At 67.6% G+C, this 13,836-nt stretch carries 26 protein-coding genes; all 26 read right to left on the minus strand.

Translation table 11 applies throughout. From position 1 onward, the window contains the following. Positions 1-137 precede the first annotated feature (137 nt). Positions 138-767: a 30S ribosomal protein S4 gene (rpsD, locus tag LUTJ29_RS0106835; RefSeq protein WP_027071879.1), complete on the minus strand. Its 630-nt coding sequence runs from the start codon at positions 765-767 to the stop codon at positions 138-140. Positions 768-782: 15 nt separating this feature from the next. After that, positions 783-1,175: a 30S ribosomal protein S11 gene (rpsK, locus tag LUTJ29_RS0106840; RefSeq protein WP_027071880.1), complete on the minus strand. Its 393-nt coding sequence runs from the start codon at positions 1,173-1,175 to the stop codon at positions 783-785. Positions 1,176-1,190: 15 nt separating this feature from the next. After that, complete coding sequence (rpsM, locus tag LUTJ29_RS0106845; protein ID WP_027071881.1) at positions 1,191-1,547, minus strand: 30S ribosomal protein S13; 357 nt, start codon at positions 1,545-1,547, stop codon at positions 1,191-1,193. 417 nt (positions 1,548-1,964) lie between these two features. Then, positions 1,965-3,311, minus strand: coding sequence for a preprotein translocase subunit SecY (gene secY, locus LUTJ29_RS0106850; RefSeq protein ID WP_027071882.1), 1,347 nt, complete (start codon positions 3,309-3,311; stop codon positions 1,965-1,967). 7 nt (positions 3,312-3,318) lie between these two features. After that, the gene (gene rplO / locus LUTJ29_RS0106855; protein ID WP_027071883.1) at positions 3,319-3,753 is read right to left on the minus strand and encodes a 50S ribosomal protein L15; all 435 of its coding nucleotides are present in this window, start codon (positions 3,751-3,753) and stop codon (positions 3,319-3,321) included. Between the two features lie 4 nt (positions 3,754-3,757). Beyond that, positions 3,758-3,955, minus strand: a complete 198-nt coding sequence (gene rpmD, locus LUTJ29_RS0106860) for a 50S ribosomal protein L30 (RefSeq protein ID WP_027071884.1) — start codon at positions 3,953-3,955, stop codon at positions 3,758-3,760. Next, positions 3,948-4,487, minus strand: a complete 540-nt coding sequence (gene rpsE / locus LUTJ29_RS0106865; RefSeq protein ID WP_084524736.1) for a 30S ribosomal protein S5 — start codon at positions 4,485-4,487, stop codon at positions 3,948-3,950. The genes rpmD and rpsE overlap by 8 nt, the downstream gene beginning before the upstream one ends. 165 nt (positions 4,488-4,652) lie before the next feature. Beyond that, positions 4,653-5,006, minus strand: a complete 354-nt coding sequence (rplR, locus tag LUTJ29_RS0106870; RefSeq protein WP_027071886.1) for a 50S ribosomal protein L18 — start codon at positions 5,004-5,006, stop codon at positions 4,653-4,655. Positions 5,007-5,074: 68 nt separating this feature from the next. Next, a complete protein-coding gene (gene rplF / locus LUTJ29_RS0106875) occupies positions 5,075-5,602 on the minus strand; it encodes a 50S ribosomal protein L6 (protein ID WP_027071887.1) in 528 nt (175 codons plus the stop codon). A 13-nt stretch (positions 5,603-5,615) separates the two neighbouring features. Then, positions 5,616-6,011: a 30S ribosomal protein S8 gene (gene rpsH, locus LUTJ29_RS0106880; RefSeq protein WP_027071888.1), complete on the minus strand. Its 396-nt coding sequence runs from the start codon at positions 6,009-6,011 to the stop codon at positions 5,616-5,618. A 187-nt stretch (positions 6,012-6,198) separates the two neighbouring features. Continuing rightward, positions 6,199-6,504 carry a 30S ribosomal protein S14 gene (gene rpsN / locus LUTJ29_RS0106885; protein ID WP_027071889.1) on the minus strand — a complete coding sequence of 102 codons (306 nt, stop codon included), beginning with the start codon at positions 6,502-6,504 and terminating at the stop codon, positions 6,199-6,201. A 10-nt stretch (positions 6,505-6,514) separates the two neighbouring features. Beyond that, entirely contained in the window at positions 6,515-7,057 is a 543-nt protein-coding gene (gene rplE / locus LUTJ29_RS0106890; protein WP_027071890.1) for a 50S ribosomal protein L5, read from the minus strand. Between the two features lie 32 nt (positions 7,058-7,089). Next, positions 7,090-7,401, minus strand: coding sequence for a 50S ribosomal protein L24 (gene rplX / locus LUTJ29_RS0106895; RefSeq protein ID WP_027071891.1), 312 nt, complete (start codon positions 7,399-7,401; stop codon positions 7,090-7,092). A gap of 18 nt (positions 7,402-7,419) precedes the next feature. Then, positions 7,420-7,788: a 50S ribosomal protein L14 gene (rplN, locus tag LUTJ29_RS0106900; protein WP_027071892.1), complete on the minus strand. Its 369-nt coding sequence runs from the start codon at positions 7,786-7,788 to the stop codon at positions 7,420-7,422. Between the two features lie 15 nt (positions 7,789-7,803). Further along, positions 7,804-8,067, minus strand: coding sequence for a 30S ribosomal protein S17 (gene rpsQ, locus LUTJ29_RS0106905; RefSeq protein WP_027071893.1), 264 nt, complete (start codon positions 8,065-8,067; stop codon positions 7,804-7,806). Between the two features lie 10 nt (positions 8,068-8,077). Further along, entirely contained in the window at positions 8,078-8,266 is a 189-nt protein-coding gene (gene rpmC / locus LUTJ29_RS0106910) for a 50S ribosomal protein L29 (RefSeq protein WP_027071894.1), read from the minus strand. After that, a complete protein-coding gene (rplP, locus tag LUTJ29_RS0106915) occupies positions 8,266-8,679 on the minus strand; it encodes a 50S ribosomal protein L16 (protein ID WP_027071895.1) in 414 nt (137 codons plus the stop codon). Before rplP ends, rpmC begins: the two co-directional genes overlap by 1 nt. Positions 8,680-8,682: 3 nt before the next feature. After that, positions 8,683-9,435 carry a 30S ribosomal protein S3 gene (rpsC, locus tag LUTJ29_RS0106920; protein ID WP_027071896.1) on the minus strand — a complete coding sequence of 251 codons (753 nt, stop codon included), beginning with the start codon at positions 9,433-9,435 and terminating at the stop codon, positions 8,683-8,685. Beyond that, positions 9,436-9,828 carry a 50S ribosomal protein L22 gene (gene rplV / locus LUTJ29_RS0106925; protein WP_051322779.1) on the minus strand — a complete coding sequence of 131 codons (393 nt, stop codon included), beginning with the start codon at positions 9,826-9,828 and terminating at the stop codon, positions 9,436-9,438. A gap of 10 nt (positions 9,829-9,838) precedes the next feature. Continuing rightward, the gene (gene rpsS, locus LUTJ29_RS0106930; protein ID WP_027071898.1) at positions 9,839-10,108 is read right to left on the minus strand and encodes a 30S ribosomal protein S19; all 270 of its coding nucleotides are present in this window, start codon (positions 10,106-10,108) and stop codon (positions 9,839-9,841) included. A 6-nt stretch (positions 10,109-10,114) separates the two neighbouring features. Beyond that, positions 10,115-10,942 carry a 50S ribosomal protein L2 gene (gene rplB, locus LUTJ29_RS0106935; RefSeq protein WP_027071899.1) on the minus strand — a complete coding sequence of 276 codons (828 nt, stop codon included), beginning with the start codon at positions 10,940-10,942 and terminating at the stop codon, positions 10,115-10,117. Positions 10,943-10,952: 10 nt separating this feature from the next. Beyond that, positions 10,953-11,252 (minus strand): 50S ribosomal protein L23, encoded by a 300-nt coding sequence (gene rplW / locus LUTJ29_RS0106940; RefSeq protein ID WP_027071900.1) that lies wholly within the window; start codon positions 11,250-11,252, stop codon positions 10,953-10,955. After that, complete coding sequence (rplD, locus tag LUTJ29_RS0106945) at positions 11,249-11,854, minus strand: 50S ribosomal protein L4 (RefSeq protein WP_027071901.1); 606 nt, start codon at positions 11,852-11,854, stop codon at positions 11,249-11,251. Before rplD ends, rplW begins: the two co-directional genes overlap by 4 nt. A 12-nt stretch (positions 11,855-11,866) precedes the next feature. Continuing rightward, a complete protein-coding gene (gene rplC, locus LUTJ29_RS0106950; RefSeq protein WP_027071902.1) occupies positions 11,867-12,520 on the minus strand; it encodes a 50S ribosomal protein L3 in 654 nt (217 codons plus the stop codon). 11 nt (positions 12,521-12,531) lie between these two features. Continuing rightward, positions 12,532-12,843: a 30S ribosomal protein S10 gene (gene rpsJ, locus LUTJ29_RS0106955; RefSeq protein WP_027071903.1), complete on the minus strand. Its 312-nt coding sequence runs from the start codon at positions 12,841-12,843 to the stop codon at positions 12,532-12,534. A 498-nt stretch (positions 12,844-13,341) separates the two neighbouring features. Further along, positions 13,342-13,836 (minus strand): EF-Tu/IF-2/RF-3 family GTPase (locus tag LUTJ29_RS0106960; protein WP_027071904.1); only part of this gene is annotated, 495 nt, incomplete at its 5' end.

Raw genomic sequence — 13,836 nt, forward strand, 5'->3', positions numbered from 1 at the left:
ATCTCCTGCAGGGCGGTCGCGCCCGTCGACGCGCAGCCCTGGACGTTTGGAGCCCCTTGCTGCCAAGGGGTGGCCCGTGCGTCGCACGGGCCGGGGGAGTTGTCGCTGGTGCCGCGGGTAGGCCCCGCCGCCAGTCCTTACTTCGAGTAAAGCTCGACGATCAGCGCTTCGTTGATGTCGGCCGGCAGGTCGCTACGGTCCGGGACCGCCTTGAACACGCCGGTGAACTTCTTCTGGTCGACCTCGACCCACGACGGGGTCAGGTCCATCGTCTGGGCGATGTTCAGCGACTCCTGCACGCGGAGCTGCTTCTGCGCCTTCTCGGACAGCGCGATCACGTCGCCGGACTTGACCTGGTAGGACGGCAGGTTCACGACCTTGCCGTTCACGGTCACGCCGCGGTGCGAGACGAGCTGGCGGGCCGAGGGACGGGTCACCGCGAAGCCCATGCGGTAGACGACGTTGTCCAGGCGGGTTTCCAGCAGCTGCAGCAGGTTCTCGCCGGTGTTGCCCTTCCGGTTCGAGGCCTTCTTGTAGTAGTTGCGGAACTGGCGCTCGAGCAGGCCGTAGATGCGCTTGACCTTCTGCTTCTCGCGCAGCTGGGTGGCGTAGTCGGAGAGCTTGCCCCGGCGCGCGGTGGCGCCGTGCTGGCCAGGCTTCTGCTCCAGCTTGCACTTGGAGTCGAGCGCGCGGGCCGGCGACTTGAGCGACAGGTCGACGCCTTCGCGGCGCGCGAGCTTGCAGGTAGGACCGATGTAACGTGCCATGTGCTTGTCGCCCCCTTAGACGCGGCGCTTCTTCGGCGGACGGCACCCGTTGTGCGGGATCGGCGTCACGTCGACGATGTTGGTGATCTTGTAGCCCACGTTGTTCAGCGAACGCACGGCCGACTCACGACCCGGACCCGGGCCCTTGATGCGCACTTCCAGCGACTTGACGCCGTAATCCAGCGCATCCTTGCCCGCCTTCTCGGCGGCGACCTGCGCGGCGAACGGGGTCGACTTGCGCGAGCCGCGGAAGCCCGCGCCGCCCGAGGTCGCCCACGACAGCGCGTTGCCCTGGCGGTCGGTGATGGTGACGATGGTGTTGTTGAACGAAGCGTGGACGTGCGCGATGCCGTCGGTGACGACGCGCTTGATCTTCTTCTTCTGCTTGCCTGCTGCCGGCTTGGCCATGTCGGTTGTCCTCGATTACTTCTTGATGGCCTTGCGCGGACCCTTGCGGGTACGGGCGTTGGTCCGGGTGCGCTGGCCACGCAGGGGGAGGCCGCGGCGGTGGCGCAGGCCGCGGTAGCAGCCCAGGTCCATCAGGCGCTTGATCGCCATGCCGACCTCGCGGCGCAGGTCGCCCTCGACCACGTACTTGCCGACCTCGGCGCGCAGGCGCTCGACTTCCGGCTCGGACAGGTCGCGGATCTTGGTGTTCGCCGGCACGCCCGCGGCCTCGCAGACGAGCTTGGAACGGGTACGGCCGATGCCGTAGATGCTCTGCAGCCCGACCCAGACGTGCTTCTGGGCAGGCAGGTTGACACCTGCAATACGCGCCATGCGCGGATCTCCAACTGGTTGGTCGACCGGGAGGGGCGCCCCCGGCTGAGTGAACACGAAATTGTAACAGGGTCCCGGGTTCTCTGGAAGCCGGAGGACGCCCTGGAGCGCCCTCCGGCCCGGCATGGGGAGTGTGCCCATGCTCCGGCGACGGAGCCGGGCTGGCCGGGGGTCTCCCCCCTGCCCCGCGCACTACTCTGGTGCGCGGCTGGCCCGGATCCACCCCCGCGCGGGACCGCCGCGGGAGTCGCCCATCGTGCCGGGGGAGGCTGTGCTCCGCGCCGGCGTGTGTCCTGCCCTCCTGGCCGGTGGGACCGGCGGCCGCTGGCCGCCCGGTTCCCGGACCCCGGCCCCGCCCCAGGCGGCACCGCTGGTCCCGTCCGACCGTCCCTGGCCGGGCCTGGGTCCGCCCACGCGTCAGCGCGTGCGGGACCCGCCCTTGAGGTTCGCCTTCTTCAGCAGGCTCTCGTACTGGTGCGACATCAGGTGCGCCTGCACCTGAGCGATGAAATCCATCACCACCACCACCACGATCAGCAGCGAGGTGCCGCCGAAGTAGAACGAGACGTTCAGTTCGTTGCGCATGAACTCCGGCAGCAGGCACACGAGCACCAGGTAGGCGGCGCCAGCGGCGGTGAGCCGGGTCAGGACCCCGTCGATGTACTCGGCGGTGGCCTTGCCCGGGCGGATGCCGGGGACCAGCGCGCCGGACTTCTTCAGGTTGTCCGCGGTCTCCTGCGAGTTGAACACCAGCGCCGTGTAGAAGAAGGCGAAGCCGGCGATCAGGCCCGCATACAGCAGGATGTACAGCGGCTCGCCCGGGGACAGCGCCTGGGCCACCCGCTGCAGCCACTGGGTCGAACCGGCCTGGCCGAACCAGGTGGTCGCGGTGGCTGGGAACATGATGATCGACGACGCGAAGATCGCCGGGATCACGCCCGCCATGTTGAGCTTCAGCGGCAGGAACGAGGTCTGGTTCATGTACGCGTTGCGACCGCCCTGGCGGCGTGCGTAGTTGACAGTGATCCGGCGCTGGCCCCGCTCGACGAACACCACGAAGAAGGTCACCGCCACCACCAGCACCGCGACCACGATCACCGCGATCGGGCTCATGTCGCCATTGCGGGCGGCCTCGACCGTGCTGATCACGGCGCTCGGCAGGCCGGCGACGATGCCGGCGAAGATGATCAGCGACACGCCGTTGCCGATGCCGCGCTCGGTCACCTGCTCGCCGAGCCACACCAGGAACATGGTGCCGGCGGTCAGGGCGACGATCGCGGTGAGCACGAAACCGGGGCCCGGCGCGTAGACCACCGGGATACCCGCTCCGGCGCCCTGGCTCTGCAATGCGACCGCGATGCCGGCCGACTGGAAGATCGCCAGCGGGATCGCGCCGATGCGCGACCACTGGGTGATCCGGCGGCGGCCCGACTCGCCTTCCTTCTGGATCGCCTTCAGGCTCGGCACGATCTGCACCAGCAGCTGCATCACGATCGACGCCGAGATGTAGGGGATCACGTTGAGCGCGAACAGGCTGAAGCGCTCCAGGGCACCACCGGAGAACATGTTGAACATGTCCACGATGGTGCCTTCCTGGCGCTCCATCAGCTGCAGCATCGCGTCCGGGTTCACGCCCGGCACCGGGATGAAGCAGCCGATCCGGTAGACGATCAGCGCACCGAGCACGAACAGCAGGCGCTGGCGCAGTTCGGTGAACTTGCCCGCGCCCGCCAGGCCCGACATTGCTCCCGCGCTTCGCGCCATGCCGTCCTTACTCCTCGATCTTGCCGCCGGCGGCCTCGATCGCCGCGCGCGCACCCGCCGTCACCAGCAGGCCCTTGAGCACGAGCTTCTTCGAGATCTCGCCCTGCTTGACCACCTTGGCCTTCTTCGCGGTGCTCGGCACCAGCTTCGCGGCGCGCAGCGCGGCGAAGTCGACCTCGCTGTCCAGGCGCTCGAGCTGGTACAGGAACACCTCGGCGGTGTCGGCCTTCAGCTTGGAGCGGAAGCCGACCTTCGGCAGGCGCATGTGCATCGGCATCTGGCCGCCTTCGAAGCCGGCCTTGATCTTGCCCTTGCCGGCGCGCGCGAACGAACCCTTGTGGCCGCGACCGGCGGTCTTGCCGAGGCCGGAGCCGATGCCGCGACCGACGCGGGTGCGCTCCTTGCGGGCGCCGTCGGCGGGCTTGAGCGTATTGAGCTTCATGTGCTTACTCCTCGACCCGGACCAGGTAGTGGACCTTGTTGATCAGGCCACGGACCTGCGGGCTGTCCTTCAGTTCGCGGACGTCGTTGAGCTTGTTCAGGCCCAGCGCGCGGACCGACAGGCGGTGCTTGGCCTGCGTGCCGCGCAGGCCCTTGACCAGACGCACCTTCACGGTGCCGGTACCAGCCTGGTTCTTAGCCATTGAGGATCTCCTCCACCTTCTTGCCGCGCTTGGCCGCGATACGGGCCGGCGAGTGCATCTGCTCGAGACCCTTGACCGTCGCGCGCACCAGGTTGATCGGGTTGCGCGAGCCGACCGCCTTGGCCAGCACGTCCTTCACGCCCACCGCCTCGAGCACGGCGCGCATCGCGCCGCCGGCGATCACGCCGGTACCCTCGGAAGCCGGCTGCATGAACACCCGCGCGGCGCCGTGGCCGGCCTTGACCGTGTGCCACAGGGTCGGGCCGTTGAGATCCACGGTGCGCAGGTTCTTGCGCGCGTACTCCATCGACTTCTGGATCGCGACCGGCACTTCGCGCGCCTTGCCGTAGCCGAAGCCGACCTTGCCGTTGCCGTCGCCCACCACCGTCAGCGCGGTGAAGGTGAACTGGCGGCCGCCCTTGACGGTCTTGCTGACGCGGTTGACCGCGATCAGCTTCTCGATCATGCCGTCGTCGATCTCTTCCCGGTCGCGATTGCGATCGCGGCCGCGGTTCTCACGAGGTTCTGCCATTGCCGTGTCTCTGTCTGGAAGGGAATTTCGCGGCTTGGCCGCTTATCGTTGTGGTCTGGAGCGGTGGATCGCTTCCGGCGGGCAGAAGCCGCGGAGCGCCCGGCACAGCCCGTGCCGGCGGGTCAGGCAGGAAGGCGGCGCGGACCTGGCCGCGCCGCCCCCGGATCAGAACTGCAGGCCACCCTCGCGGGCGGCATCGGCCAGCGCCTTCACGCGGCCGTGGTAACGGTAGCCCGAGCGGTCGAAGGCGACCTTCTCGATCCCCGCGGCCTTGGCCTTCTCGGCGATCGCGCGGCCGACCTTGGCGGCGGCCTCGATGTTCTTCGAGCTCTTGAGGCCCTCGCGCACGTCGGCCTGGGTGGTGCTGGCGGCGGCGAGCACCTTCGAGCCGTCGGCGCTGAAGACCTGGGCGTAGACATGCTGGCCGGTACGCAGCACCGACAGGCGCGGAACGCCGAGTTCGCGGATGCGGGCGCGGGTCGACTTGGCGCGGCGCAGGCGGGCGATTTTCTTGTCCATGGTTCTTGGTCTCTACTGGAAGCGGATCGGCTGGCGGTGGCCCTGCCCGACCGGCGGGGCCTGCCGCATTACGCCTTCTTGGCTTCCTTGCGGATGATGGTTTCGTCGGAGTACTTCACGCCCTTGCCCTTGTAGGGCTCCGGCGGACGGAATCCACGGATCTTGGCGGCGACCTGGCCCACCAGCTGCTTGTCGGCGCCGGCCACCACGACCTCGGTCTGGGTCGGCGTGGTGATGGTGATGCCCTCGGGGGCGGTGAACACCACCGGGTGCGAGTAGCCGAGCGACAGGTTCAGGTCCTTGCCCTGGACGGCGGCGCGGTAACCCACGCCGACCAGCTCGAGCTTGCGCTCGAAGCCCTGCGACACGCCGTGAACCATGTTGGCGACGATCGAGCGCAGGGTGCCGGTCAGCGCGATCTGGGAGGCGTCGGCCGCCGACAGGTGGGCGTTGCCGTCCTCGATGCGCACCTCGATGCCGGCCGGCTTGGCCACGCTCAGGGTGCCCTTCGGGCCCTTGACGCTGATCGATTCGGCCTGGGCATTGATCTCGACGCCCTTCGGCAGGGCGATGGGCTTCTTGGCGATGCGGGACATGTGCGTTACTCCCTTAGGCCACGAAGCACAGGACCTCGCCGCCGACGCCCTGCTGGCGCGCCTGCGCATCGGTCATGATGCCCTTGGAGGTGGAGATGATTGCGATGCCGAGGCCACCGAGGACCTTGGGCAGCGCGTCCTTGCCGCGGTACTGGCGCAGGCCCGAGCGCGACACGCGCTTGAGCTGCTCGATCACCGGACGGCCTTCGAAATACTTGAGTTCGATCTCGAGCTCGGCCTTGGCGCCGTTCTCGATCACCCGCAGGCCGCTGATGTAGCCCTCGTCCTTGAGGACGTTGGCGATGGCGACCTTGATCTTGGAGGACGGCATCTTCACCGTCGGCTTGCCGACCGCGGCCGCATTCTTGATGCGGACCAGCATGTCGGCGATGGGATCAGTCATGCTCATGGAAGTTCCTTATGAACGCACCGATATCCGCTTTCGCGAAATCTGTCGAGTTGTTCCCCGAACCGCCACCGGGGCGGTCGGGGGGCCGCCAGGCGTGCCCGGAGGATCGGGCAAGCCGGCAATTATATACGAACCCGGCCGCGCGGTGGTGGCCTGGTCCCTCCCCGGCCGCGGCCGGGGGCGGCGCTTACCAGCTGGCCTTGCGCAGGCCCGGCACGTCGCCGCGCATCGTGGCCTGGCGCAGCATGTTCCGGCCCAGGCCGAACTTCGAGTAGACCGCGCGCGGGCGCCCGGTGAGGGCGCAGCGGGTGGTCTGGCGCGCCGGGGAAGAATCGCGCGGCAGCTTCTGCAGCCTGGTCGCGGCCTCGATCTTCTCCTCGTAGCTCGCCGTCTGGCTGGAGATGATCTTCTTCAGCTCCTCGCGCTTGGCGGCGTACTTCTTCACCAGCTTGGCGCGCTTGGCCTCGCGGTTGACCATGGAGGTCTTCGCCATGTGTATTTCCTCAGTTGCGGAACGGGAAGCGGAAGGCCTCGAGCAGGGCCTTGGCTTCGGCGTTGGTCTTGGCGGTGGTGGTGATGGCGATGTCCATGCCGCGGAGCGCATCGACCTGGTCGAAATCGATCTCCGGGAAGATGATCTGCTCCTTCACGCCCATGTTGTAGTTGCCGCGACCGTCGAACGACCGGGCGGACACGCCGCGGAAGTCGCGCACGCGCGGCAGCGCCACGTTGATCAGGCGGTCGAGGAACTCGTACATCCTCGCGCGGCGCAGGGTCACCTTGCAGCCGATCGGCCAGCCGTCGCGGATCTTGAACGAGGCCACCGAGATGCGCGACTTGGTGACCACCGGCTTCTGGCCGGCGATCCTCGCCATGTCGGCGGTCGCGTTCTCGAGGATCTTCTTGTTCGCGGCGGCCTCGCCCACGCCCATGTTGAGCGTGATCTTGGTCAGGCGCGGCACCTGCATGATGTTGTCGTAGCCGAACTGCTCCATGAGCTTCGGCACGACTTCATCCTTGTAGAACTTTTCCAGACGGGTCGTCATTGTCTTCTTTCCTGGTGATCAGGCGGCCTTGATCAGACCGCCTCGCCACTCGAGCGGAACACGCGCAGCCGCCGTCCATCCTCGAGCACCTTGGTACCGACGCGCTCACCCTTGCCGGTGGCAGGGTTGAACAGCATCACGTTCGACGCGTGGATCGGCGCCTCGCGCTCGATCACGCCGCCGGGCTGCCCCGCCTGGGGGTTGGGCTTGGTGTGGCGCTTGACGATGTTGATGTTCGAGACGACGACCTTGTCGCCGAGCACGCGCACCACCTCGCCGGTCTTGCCCTTGTCCCGCCCCGCGATCACGATGACCTGATCGCCTTTCCTGATTCGCTTAGCCATGGTCTTGTGTCCTTCCGCTCACAGCACTTCAGGAGCGAGCGAGACGATCTTCATGAACTTCTCGGAACGCAGCTCGCGGGTCACGGGCCCGAAGATGCGAGTGCCGATCGGCTCGTGCTTGTTGTTCAGCAGCACCGCGGCGTTGCCGTCGAAGCGGATCAGCGAACCGTCGGGGCGACGCACGCCCTTGCGGGTGCGCACCACGACCGCGTCGTAGACCTCGCCCTTCTTCACCTTGCCGCGCGGGATCGCTTCCTTGACCGACACCTTGATGATGTCGCCGATCGCGGCGTAGCGGCGCTTGGAGCCGCCGAGCACCTTGATGCACATCACTTCCTTGGCGCCGGAGTTGTCGGCCACGTCGAGGTGGCTCTGCATCTGGATCATTGGACGCGTCCTCCGTTATTCGGCAGCGCGGGCGACGATCTCGACCACGCGCCAGTTCTTGGTCTTCGAGATCGGGGCCACTTCCACGAGGCGCACGATGTCGCCTTCCTTCGCGGAGTTGTCGGCATCGTGGGCGTGCAGCTTGGTCGAGCGGCGGATGTACTTGCCATAGAGCGGGTGCTTCACGTTCCGCTCGACGAGCACGGTCACCGTCTTGTCCATCTTGTCGCTGACCACCCGGCCCTGGACCGTGTTCTGCTTCTTTTCGCTGTTGTTCATGGTCTATGCCCTACTTCTTCGCCGACAGCAGCGTGTTGACGCGCGCGATCTCGCGGCGAACGCGACGCAGTTCGTGCGTCCTGGTCAGCTGGCCGGTCGCCTTCTGCATGCGCAGGGCGAAGCGTTCCTTGTGCAGGTCCAGCAGATGGCCCTGCAGCTCTTCGGCGGACTTGCCGCGCAGTTCCTTGATCGTAGCCATCAGCGCACCGTCCGGGTCACGAAAGTGGTGGTGACCGAGAGCTTGGCGGCCGCCAGGCGGAACGCCTCGCGCGCCGTCTCCTCGGGCACGCCCTCGATCTCGTAGATCATGCGGCCGGGCTGGATCTGCGCGACCCAGTACTCGACCGAACCCTTGCCCGAGCCCATGCGGACTTCGATCGGCTTCTTGGTGATCGGCTTGTCGGGGAACACGCGGATCCACATCTTGCCGCCGCGCTTGACGTGGCGGCTGATCGAACGGCGCCCGGCCTCGATCTGGCGGGCCGTGATCTGGCCGGTCGAGGTGGCCTTCAGGCCGTACTCGCCGAAGCTGACGGCATTGCCGCTCCACGCCAGGCCGTCGTTGCGGCCCTTGTGCATCTTGCGGTACTTGGTTCGCTTGGGTTGCAGCATGGTTTAGTCCCTCGCCTCGCGATCGCCGCGGTCACGGCGCGGGCCACGCGGGCGCTCGCGGTCACCACGGTCGCCGCGATCGTTGCCGCGCGGCGAATCGTCCTGCTTCTCCTGGCCGACCTGGGAGAAGTCGAAGACCTCGCCCTTGTAGATCCAGACCTTGATGCCGATCACGCCGTAGGTGGTGCGGGCCTCGGCGAAGCCGTAGTCGACGTCGGCGCGGAGCGTGTGCAGCGGCACGCGGCCTTCGCGGTACCACTCCGAACGCGCGATCTCGGCGCCGTTGAGGCGGCCGGCGACGTTGACCTTGATGCCGAGCGCGCCCAGGCGCATCGCATTGCCCACCGCGCGCTTCATCGCGCGGCGGAACATGATGCGGCGCTCGAGCTGCTGCGCGATCGACTCGGCCACCAGCTGGGCGTCGAGCTCGGGCTTGCGCACCTCGGTGACGTTGATGTGCGCGGGCACGCCCATCATCGCCGACACGTCCTTGCGCAGCTTTTCGATGTCCTCGCCGCGCTTGCCGATCACAACGCCCGGGCGGGCGGTGTGGATCGTCACGCGCGCGGTCTTGGCCGGGCGCTCGATCAGGATCCTGCTGATGCCGGCCGCGGCCAGGCGCTTGCGCAGCATCTCGCGCACCTTCAGGTCCGCCGTCAGGTACTCGGCGTATTCCTTCTTGCCGGCGTACCACTTGGAGTTCCAGTCCTTGGCGATGCCGAGGCGGATGCCGGTGGGATGAACTTTATGACCCATTTACTTGCCCTCTCCCACGACGACGGTGATGTGGCTGGTGCGCTTGAGGATGCGCGTGCCGCGGCCCTTGGCCCGCGCCATGAAGCGCTTCAGCAGCGGACCTTCGTCGACCGTGATCTTCGCGATGCGGAGCTCGTCGATGTCGGCGCCGGCGTTGTTCTCGGCGTTGGCGATCGCGGACTCGACCAGCTTCTTGATCAGGTGCGCCGCCTTCTTGTCGGAGAACTTGAGCAGGTTGACCGCGCGCTCGGCCGGCAGGCCGCGAACCTGGTCGGCGACCAGGCGCGCCTTCTGCGGCGAGATGCGGGCAGTGCGCAGCACCGCGGTGCGCTTGTTGACCTCGGAGCGCGCCCGCTTGGCTTCTTCGTGCTTGGCTCGTGTTGCCTTGTCCATCGTGCGCTCCTTACCTGCCCGACTTCTTGTCGCCGCCATGACCCTTGAAGGTCCTGGTGATGGCGAACTCGCCGAGCTTGTGGCCCACCATGTTCTCGTTGATCAGCACCGGAACGTGGTTGCGGCCGTTGTGGACGGCGATCGTGAAGCCCACCATCTCCGGCAGGATCATCGAGCGGCGCGACCAGGTCTTGATCGGCTTCTTGGTGTTGCCCGCGGCCTCGACCTTCTTGATCAGGTGATGGTCGACGAACGGACCCTTCTTCAGTGAACGTGCCATGCTCTATCAGCTCCTGCGGTCGCGCACGATGAACTGCTGCGTCCGCTTGTTCTTGCGGGTCTTGTAGCCCTTGGTCGGCACGCCCCACGGGGTGACCGGGTGCGGGTTGCCCTGGCCGGCCTTGGCTTCGCCGCCGCCGTGCGGGTGGTCGACCGGGTTCATGGCCGCGCCGCGGACGGTCGGCTTGATGCCGCGCCAGCGCTTGGCACCGGCCTTGCCCAGCTTCTCGAGGTTGTGCTCGACATTGCCGACTTCGCCGATGGTCGCGCGGCACTCGGCCGGCACGCGGCGCATCTCGCCCGAACGCAGGCGGATCAGCGCGTACACGCCCTCGCGGGCGACCAGCTGCACACCGGCGCCGGCGGCGCGGGCGAGCTGCGCGCCCTTGCCCGGCTTCATCTCGATGCAGTGCACCGTGGAACCGACCGGGATGTTGCGCAGCGGCAGGGTATTGCCGGCCTTGATCGGGGCGTCGTTGCCCGCGATCACCTGGTCGCCGGCCTTCAGGCCCTTCGGTGCGATGATGTAGCGGCGCTCGCCGTCGACGTAGCACAGCAGCGCGATGTGCGCGGTGCGGTTCGGGTCGTACTCGATCCGCTCCACGCGCGCCGGGATGCCTTCCTTGTCGCGCTTGAAGTCGATGATGCGGTAGTGCTGCTTGTGGCCACCGCCGCGGTGGCGGGTGGTGATCCGCCCGTGATGGTTGCGGCCGCCGGTACGCTCCTGCGGCTCGACCAGCGCGGCGTGCGGCTTGCCCTTGTGCAGGTCGGGCGTCACCACGCGGACCGCGCTGCGGCGGCCGGGGGACGTGGGCTTGAACTTCATCAATGGCATGGGAGCTTCCTCAGGCCGTCGCGTTGATCACGTCGATCGACTGGCCCTCGGCCAGCGTCACGTACGCCTTGCGCCAGTTGCCGCGGCTGCCCTGGCGGAAACGGAAGGACTTGCTCTTGCCCTTCACGTTGACCACGTTGACCGCCTCGACCTTGACGTCGAACAGCTTCTCGACCGCGGCCTTGATCTCGGCCTTGGTCGCGTCCTTCGACACCTCGAACGCGTACTGGTTGGACACTTCCTGCAGGCGCGCGGTCTTCTCGGACACGCGCGGCGCACGGATCACTTCATAGAGCTTGGCGTCGTTCATGCCAGCCACTCCTCGATCTTCTTCACCGCCTCGGTGGTGACCAGGACGCTGTCGGCACCGACCAGCGCGACCGGGTCCAGGCCCTGCACGTCGCGAACCTCGACGTACGGCAGGTTGCGCGCCGACAGGTACAGGTTCTCCGAGGCGTCCTCGGTGACGATCAGCGGACGCCTGCCCAGGTCGAATTCCTTGAGCTTGGCGACCAGGCCAGCGGTCTTCGGCGCGTCGACGTCGAACGACTCGACGACCTTGATCCGGCCCTGGCGGTTGAGCTCGGACAGGATCACCGCCATGGCCGCACGATACTGCTTGCGGTTGACCTTCTGCTCGAAGCTGCGCGGCCGGGCGGCGAAGGCGCGGCCGCCGCCGACGAAGATCGGCGCGGTCAGCGCGCCGTGGCGGGCGCCGCCGCCCTTCTGGCGCTTCGACTTCTTGGTGGTGCCGTTGACCTCGGCGCGGGTCTTCTGCGCCTTGGTGCCGGCACGGCCGGCGGCCTGGTAGGCCACCACGACCTGGTGGACCAGGTCTTCGCTGAATTCGCGCCCGAACACCGCGTCGGACACGGACAGCTTGCTGTTGCTGCCGTTGATGGCGAGTTCCATCGTCATCTCTCCTTATGCCTTGCTCGAGGGACGGACGATGACGTCGCCGCCCGGCGCGCCGGGGACGGCGCCCTTGACGGCGATCAGGCCGCGCTCGGCGTCCACCTTGACCACCTGCAGGCGCTGGGTCGTCTGGGTCACGTGGCCCATGTGGCCCGCCATCTTCTTGCCCGGGAACACGCGGCCCGGGGTCTGGCGCTGGCCGATCGAGCCGGGCGCGCGGTGCGACAGCGAGTTGCCGTGCGTCGCGTCGCCCATGCTGAAGTTCCAGCGCTTGATCGTGCCCTGGAAGCCCTTGCCCTTGGTCACGCCCTGGACGTCGACCAGCTGGCCGACCTCGAAAATGTCGGCCTTGATCTCGCCGCCGACTTCGAAGTCGCCGATCTTGTCGGCGGCGACGCGCAGCTCCCACAGGCCGCGGCCGGGCTCGACCTTGGCCTTGGCCAGGTGGCCGGCCTCGGGCTTGGTGAGCAGCGAGGCGCGGCGCACGCCGGCGGTGACCTGCACGGCGCTGTAGCCGTCGGTCTCGACGGTCTTGATCTGGGTGATGCGGTTGGGCGTGGCTTCGATCAGGGTCACGGGCACGGACTTGCCGTCCTCGGTGAACACCCGGCTCATGCCGGCCTTGCGGCCGACGATGCCCAACGAATGGATCTTCGCGGTCATGGTTCGGGGCCTCAGGTCAGCTTGATCTGGACGTCGACGCCAGCCGCGAGCTCGAGCTTCATCAGCGCGTCCACGGTCTTGTCGTTGGGGTCGACGATATCGAGCACGCGCTTGTGCGTGCGGGCTTCGTACTGGTCACGCGCATCCTTGTCGACGTGCGGCGACGTGAGGATGGTGTAACGCTCGATCTTGGTGGGCAGCGGGATCGGGCCGCGCACCTGCGCGCCGGTCCGCTTGGCCGTTTCGACGATCTCGCTGGCCGAACGGTCGATCAGTCGGTGATCGAACGCCTTGAGCCGGATCCGGATTTTCTGGTCCGCCATGACGGAATTCCTTCGTTGAAAGAGCGACGGGCCCGGCGGCTGGGTGCGCCGGACCCCGTTTTCGGCCCCCATGCCGCCAGGCATACCGCGCCTGGCCACCCGGGGAACGGGAAAAAAACAGGGCAGACCGGTCGCCCGGCCCGCCCAGACCTGGATCGCAAGCGTGCCAAAACGCCCCGCCTATGTGTCCCGGAGACCTCCGGAACGGGCGGAGCACCTGCCACGCGACAAGATCCCTGTCTGGCGAAGACGAGGCACTTCCTGCACCTCATTTCGCGGTTCCGCTGTCGCCCGGACAGGCTCGGCAGCGGGGAGTCGAATATTATGGAACCTTCACGATCCGGATGCAAGCACTGTTCGCATCCGGACGGTCCGGGTGGGGCGGCCTGCTCCCTGCCCGCCCCGGCCGCCAGCAGGCGCCGGGTCCGGCCTGTCCGGTCGCCGGGCCTGGGAGCCCGGCGTCCGGTTCACGGCCCCGCCGTCGCGGGGCCCGGGTGCTTACTTGATGATCTTCGACACCACGCCGGCGCCGACCGTGCGGCCGCCCTCGCGGATCGCGAACCGCAGACCCTCGTCCATCGCGATCGGGTTGATCAGCGACACCGACATCTTCACGTTGTCGCCCGGCATCACCATCTCCGTGCCCTCCGGCAGCGTCACCGCGCCGGTGATGTCCGTCGTACGGAAGTAGAACTGCGGGCGGTAGCCCTTGAAGAACGGCGTGTGGCGGCCGCCCTCGTCCTTCGACAGCACGTACACCTCGGCCTCGAAGTCCGTGTGCGGGGTGATCGTGCCCGGCTTCGCCAGCACCTGGCCGCGCTCCACNTCGTCACGCTTGGTGCCGCGCAGCAGCAGGCCCGCGTTGTCGCCCGCCTGGCCCTGGTCCAGCAGCTTGCGGAACATCTCCACGCCCGTGACCGTGGTCTTCTGGGTCGGACGGATACCGACGATCTCGATCTCGTCGCCCACCTTGATCACGCCGCGCTCGATGCG

It is taken from the genome of Luteimonas sp. J29, assembly GCF_000472505.1.
Lineage (GTDB): Bacteria > Pseudomonadota > Gammaproteobacteria > Xanthomonadales > Xanthomonadaceae > Luteimonas.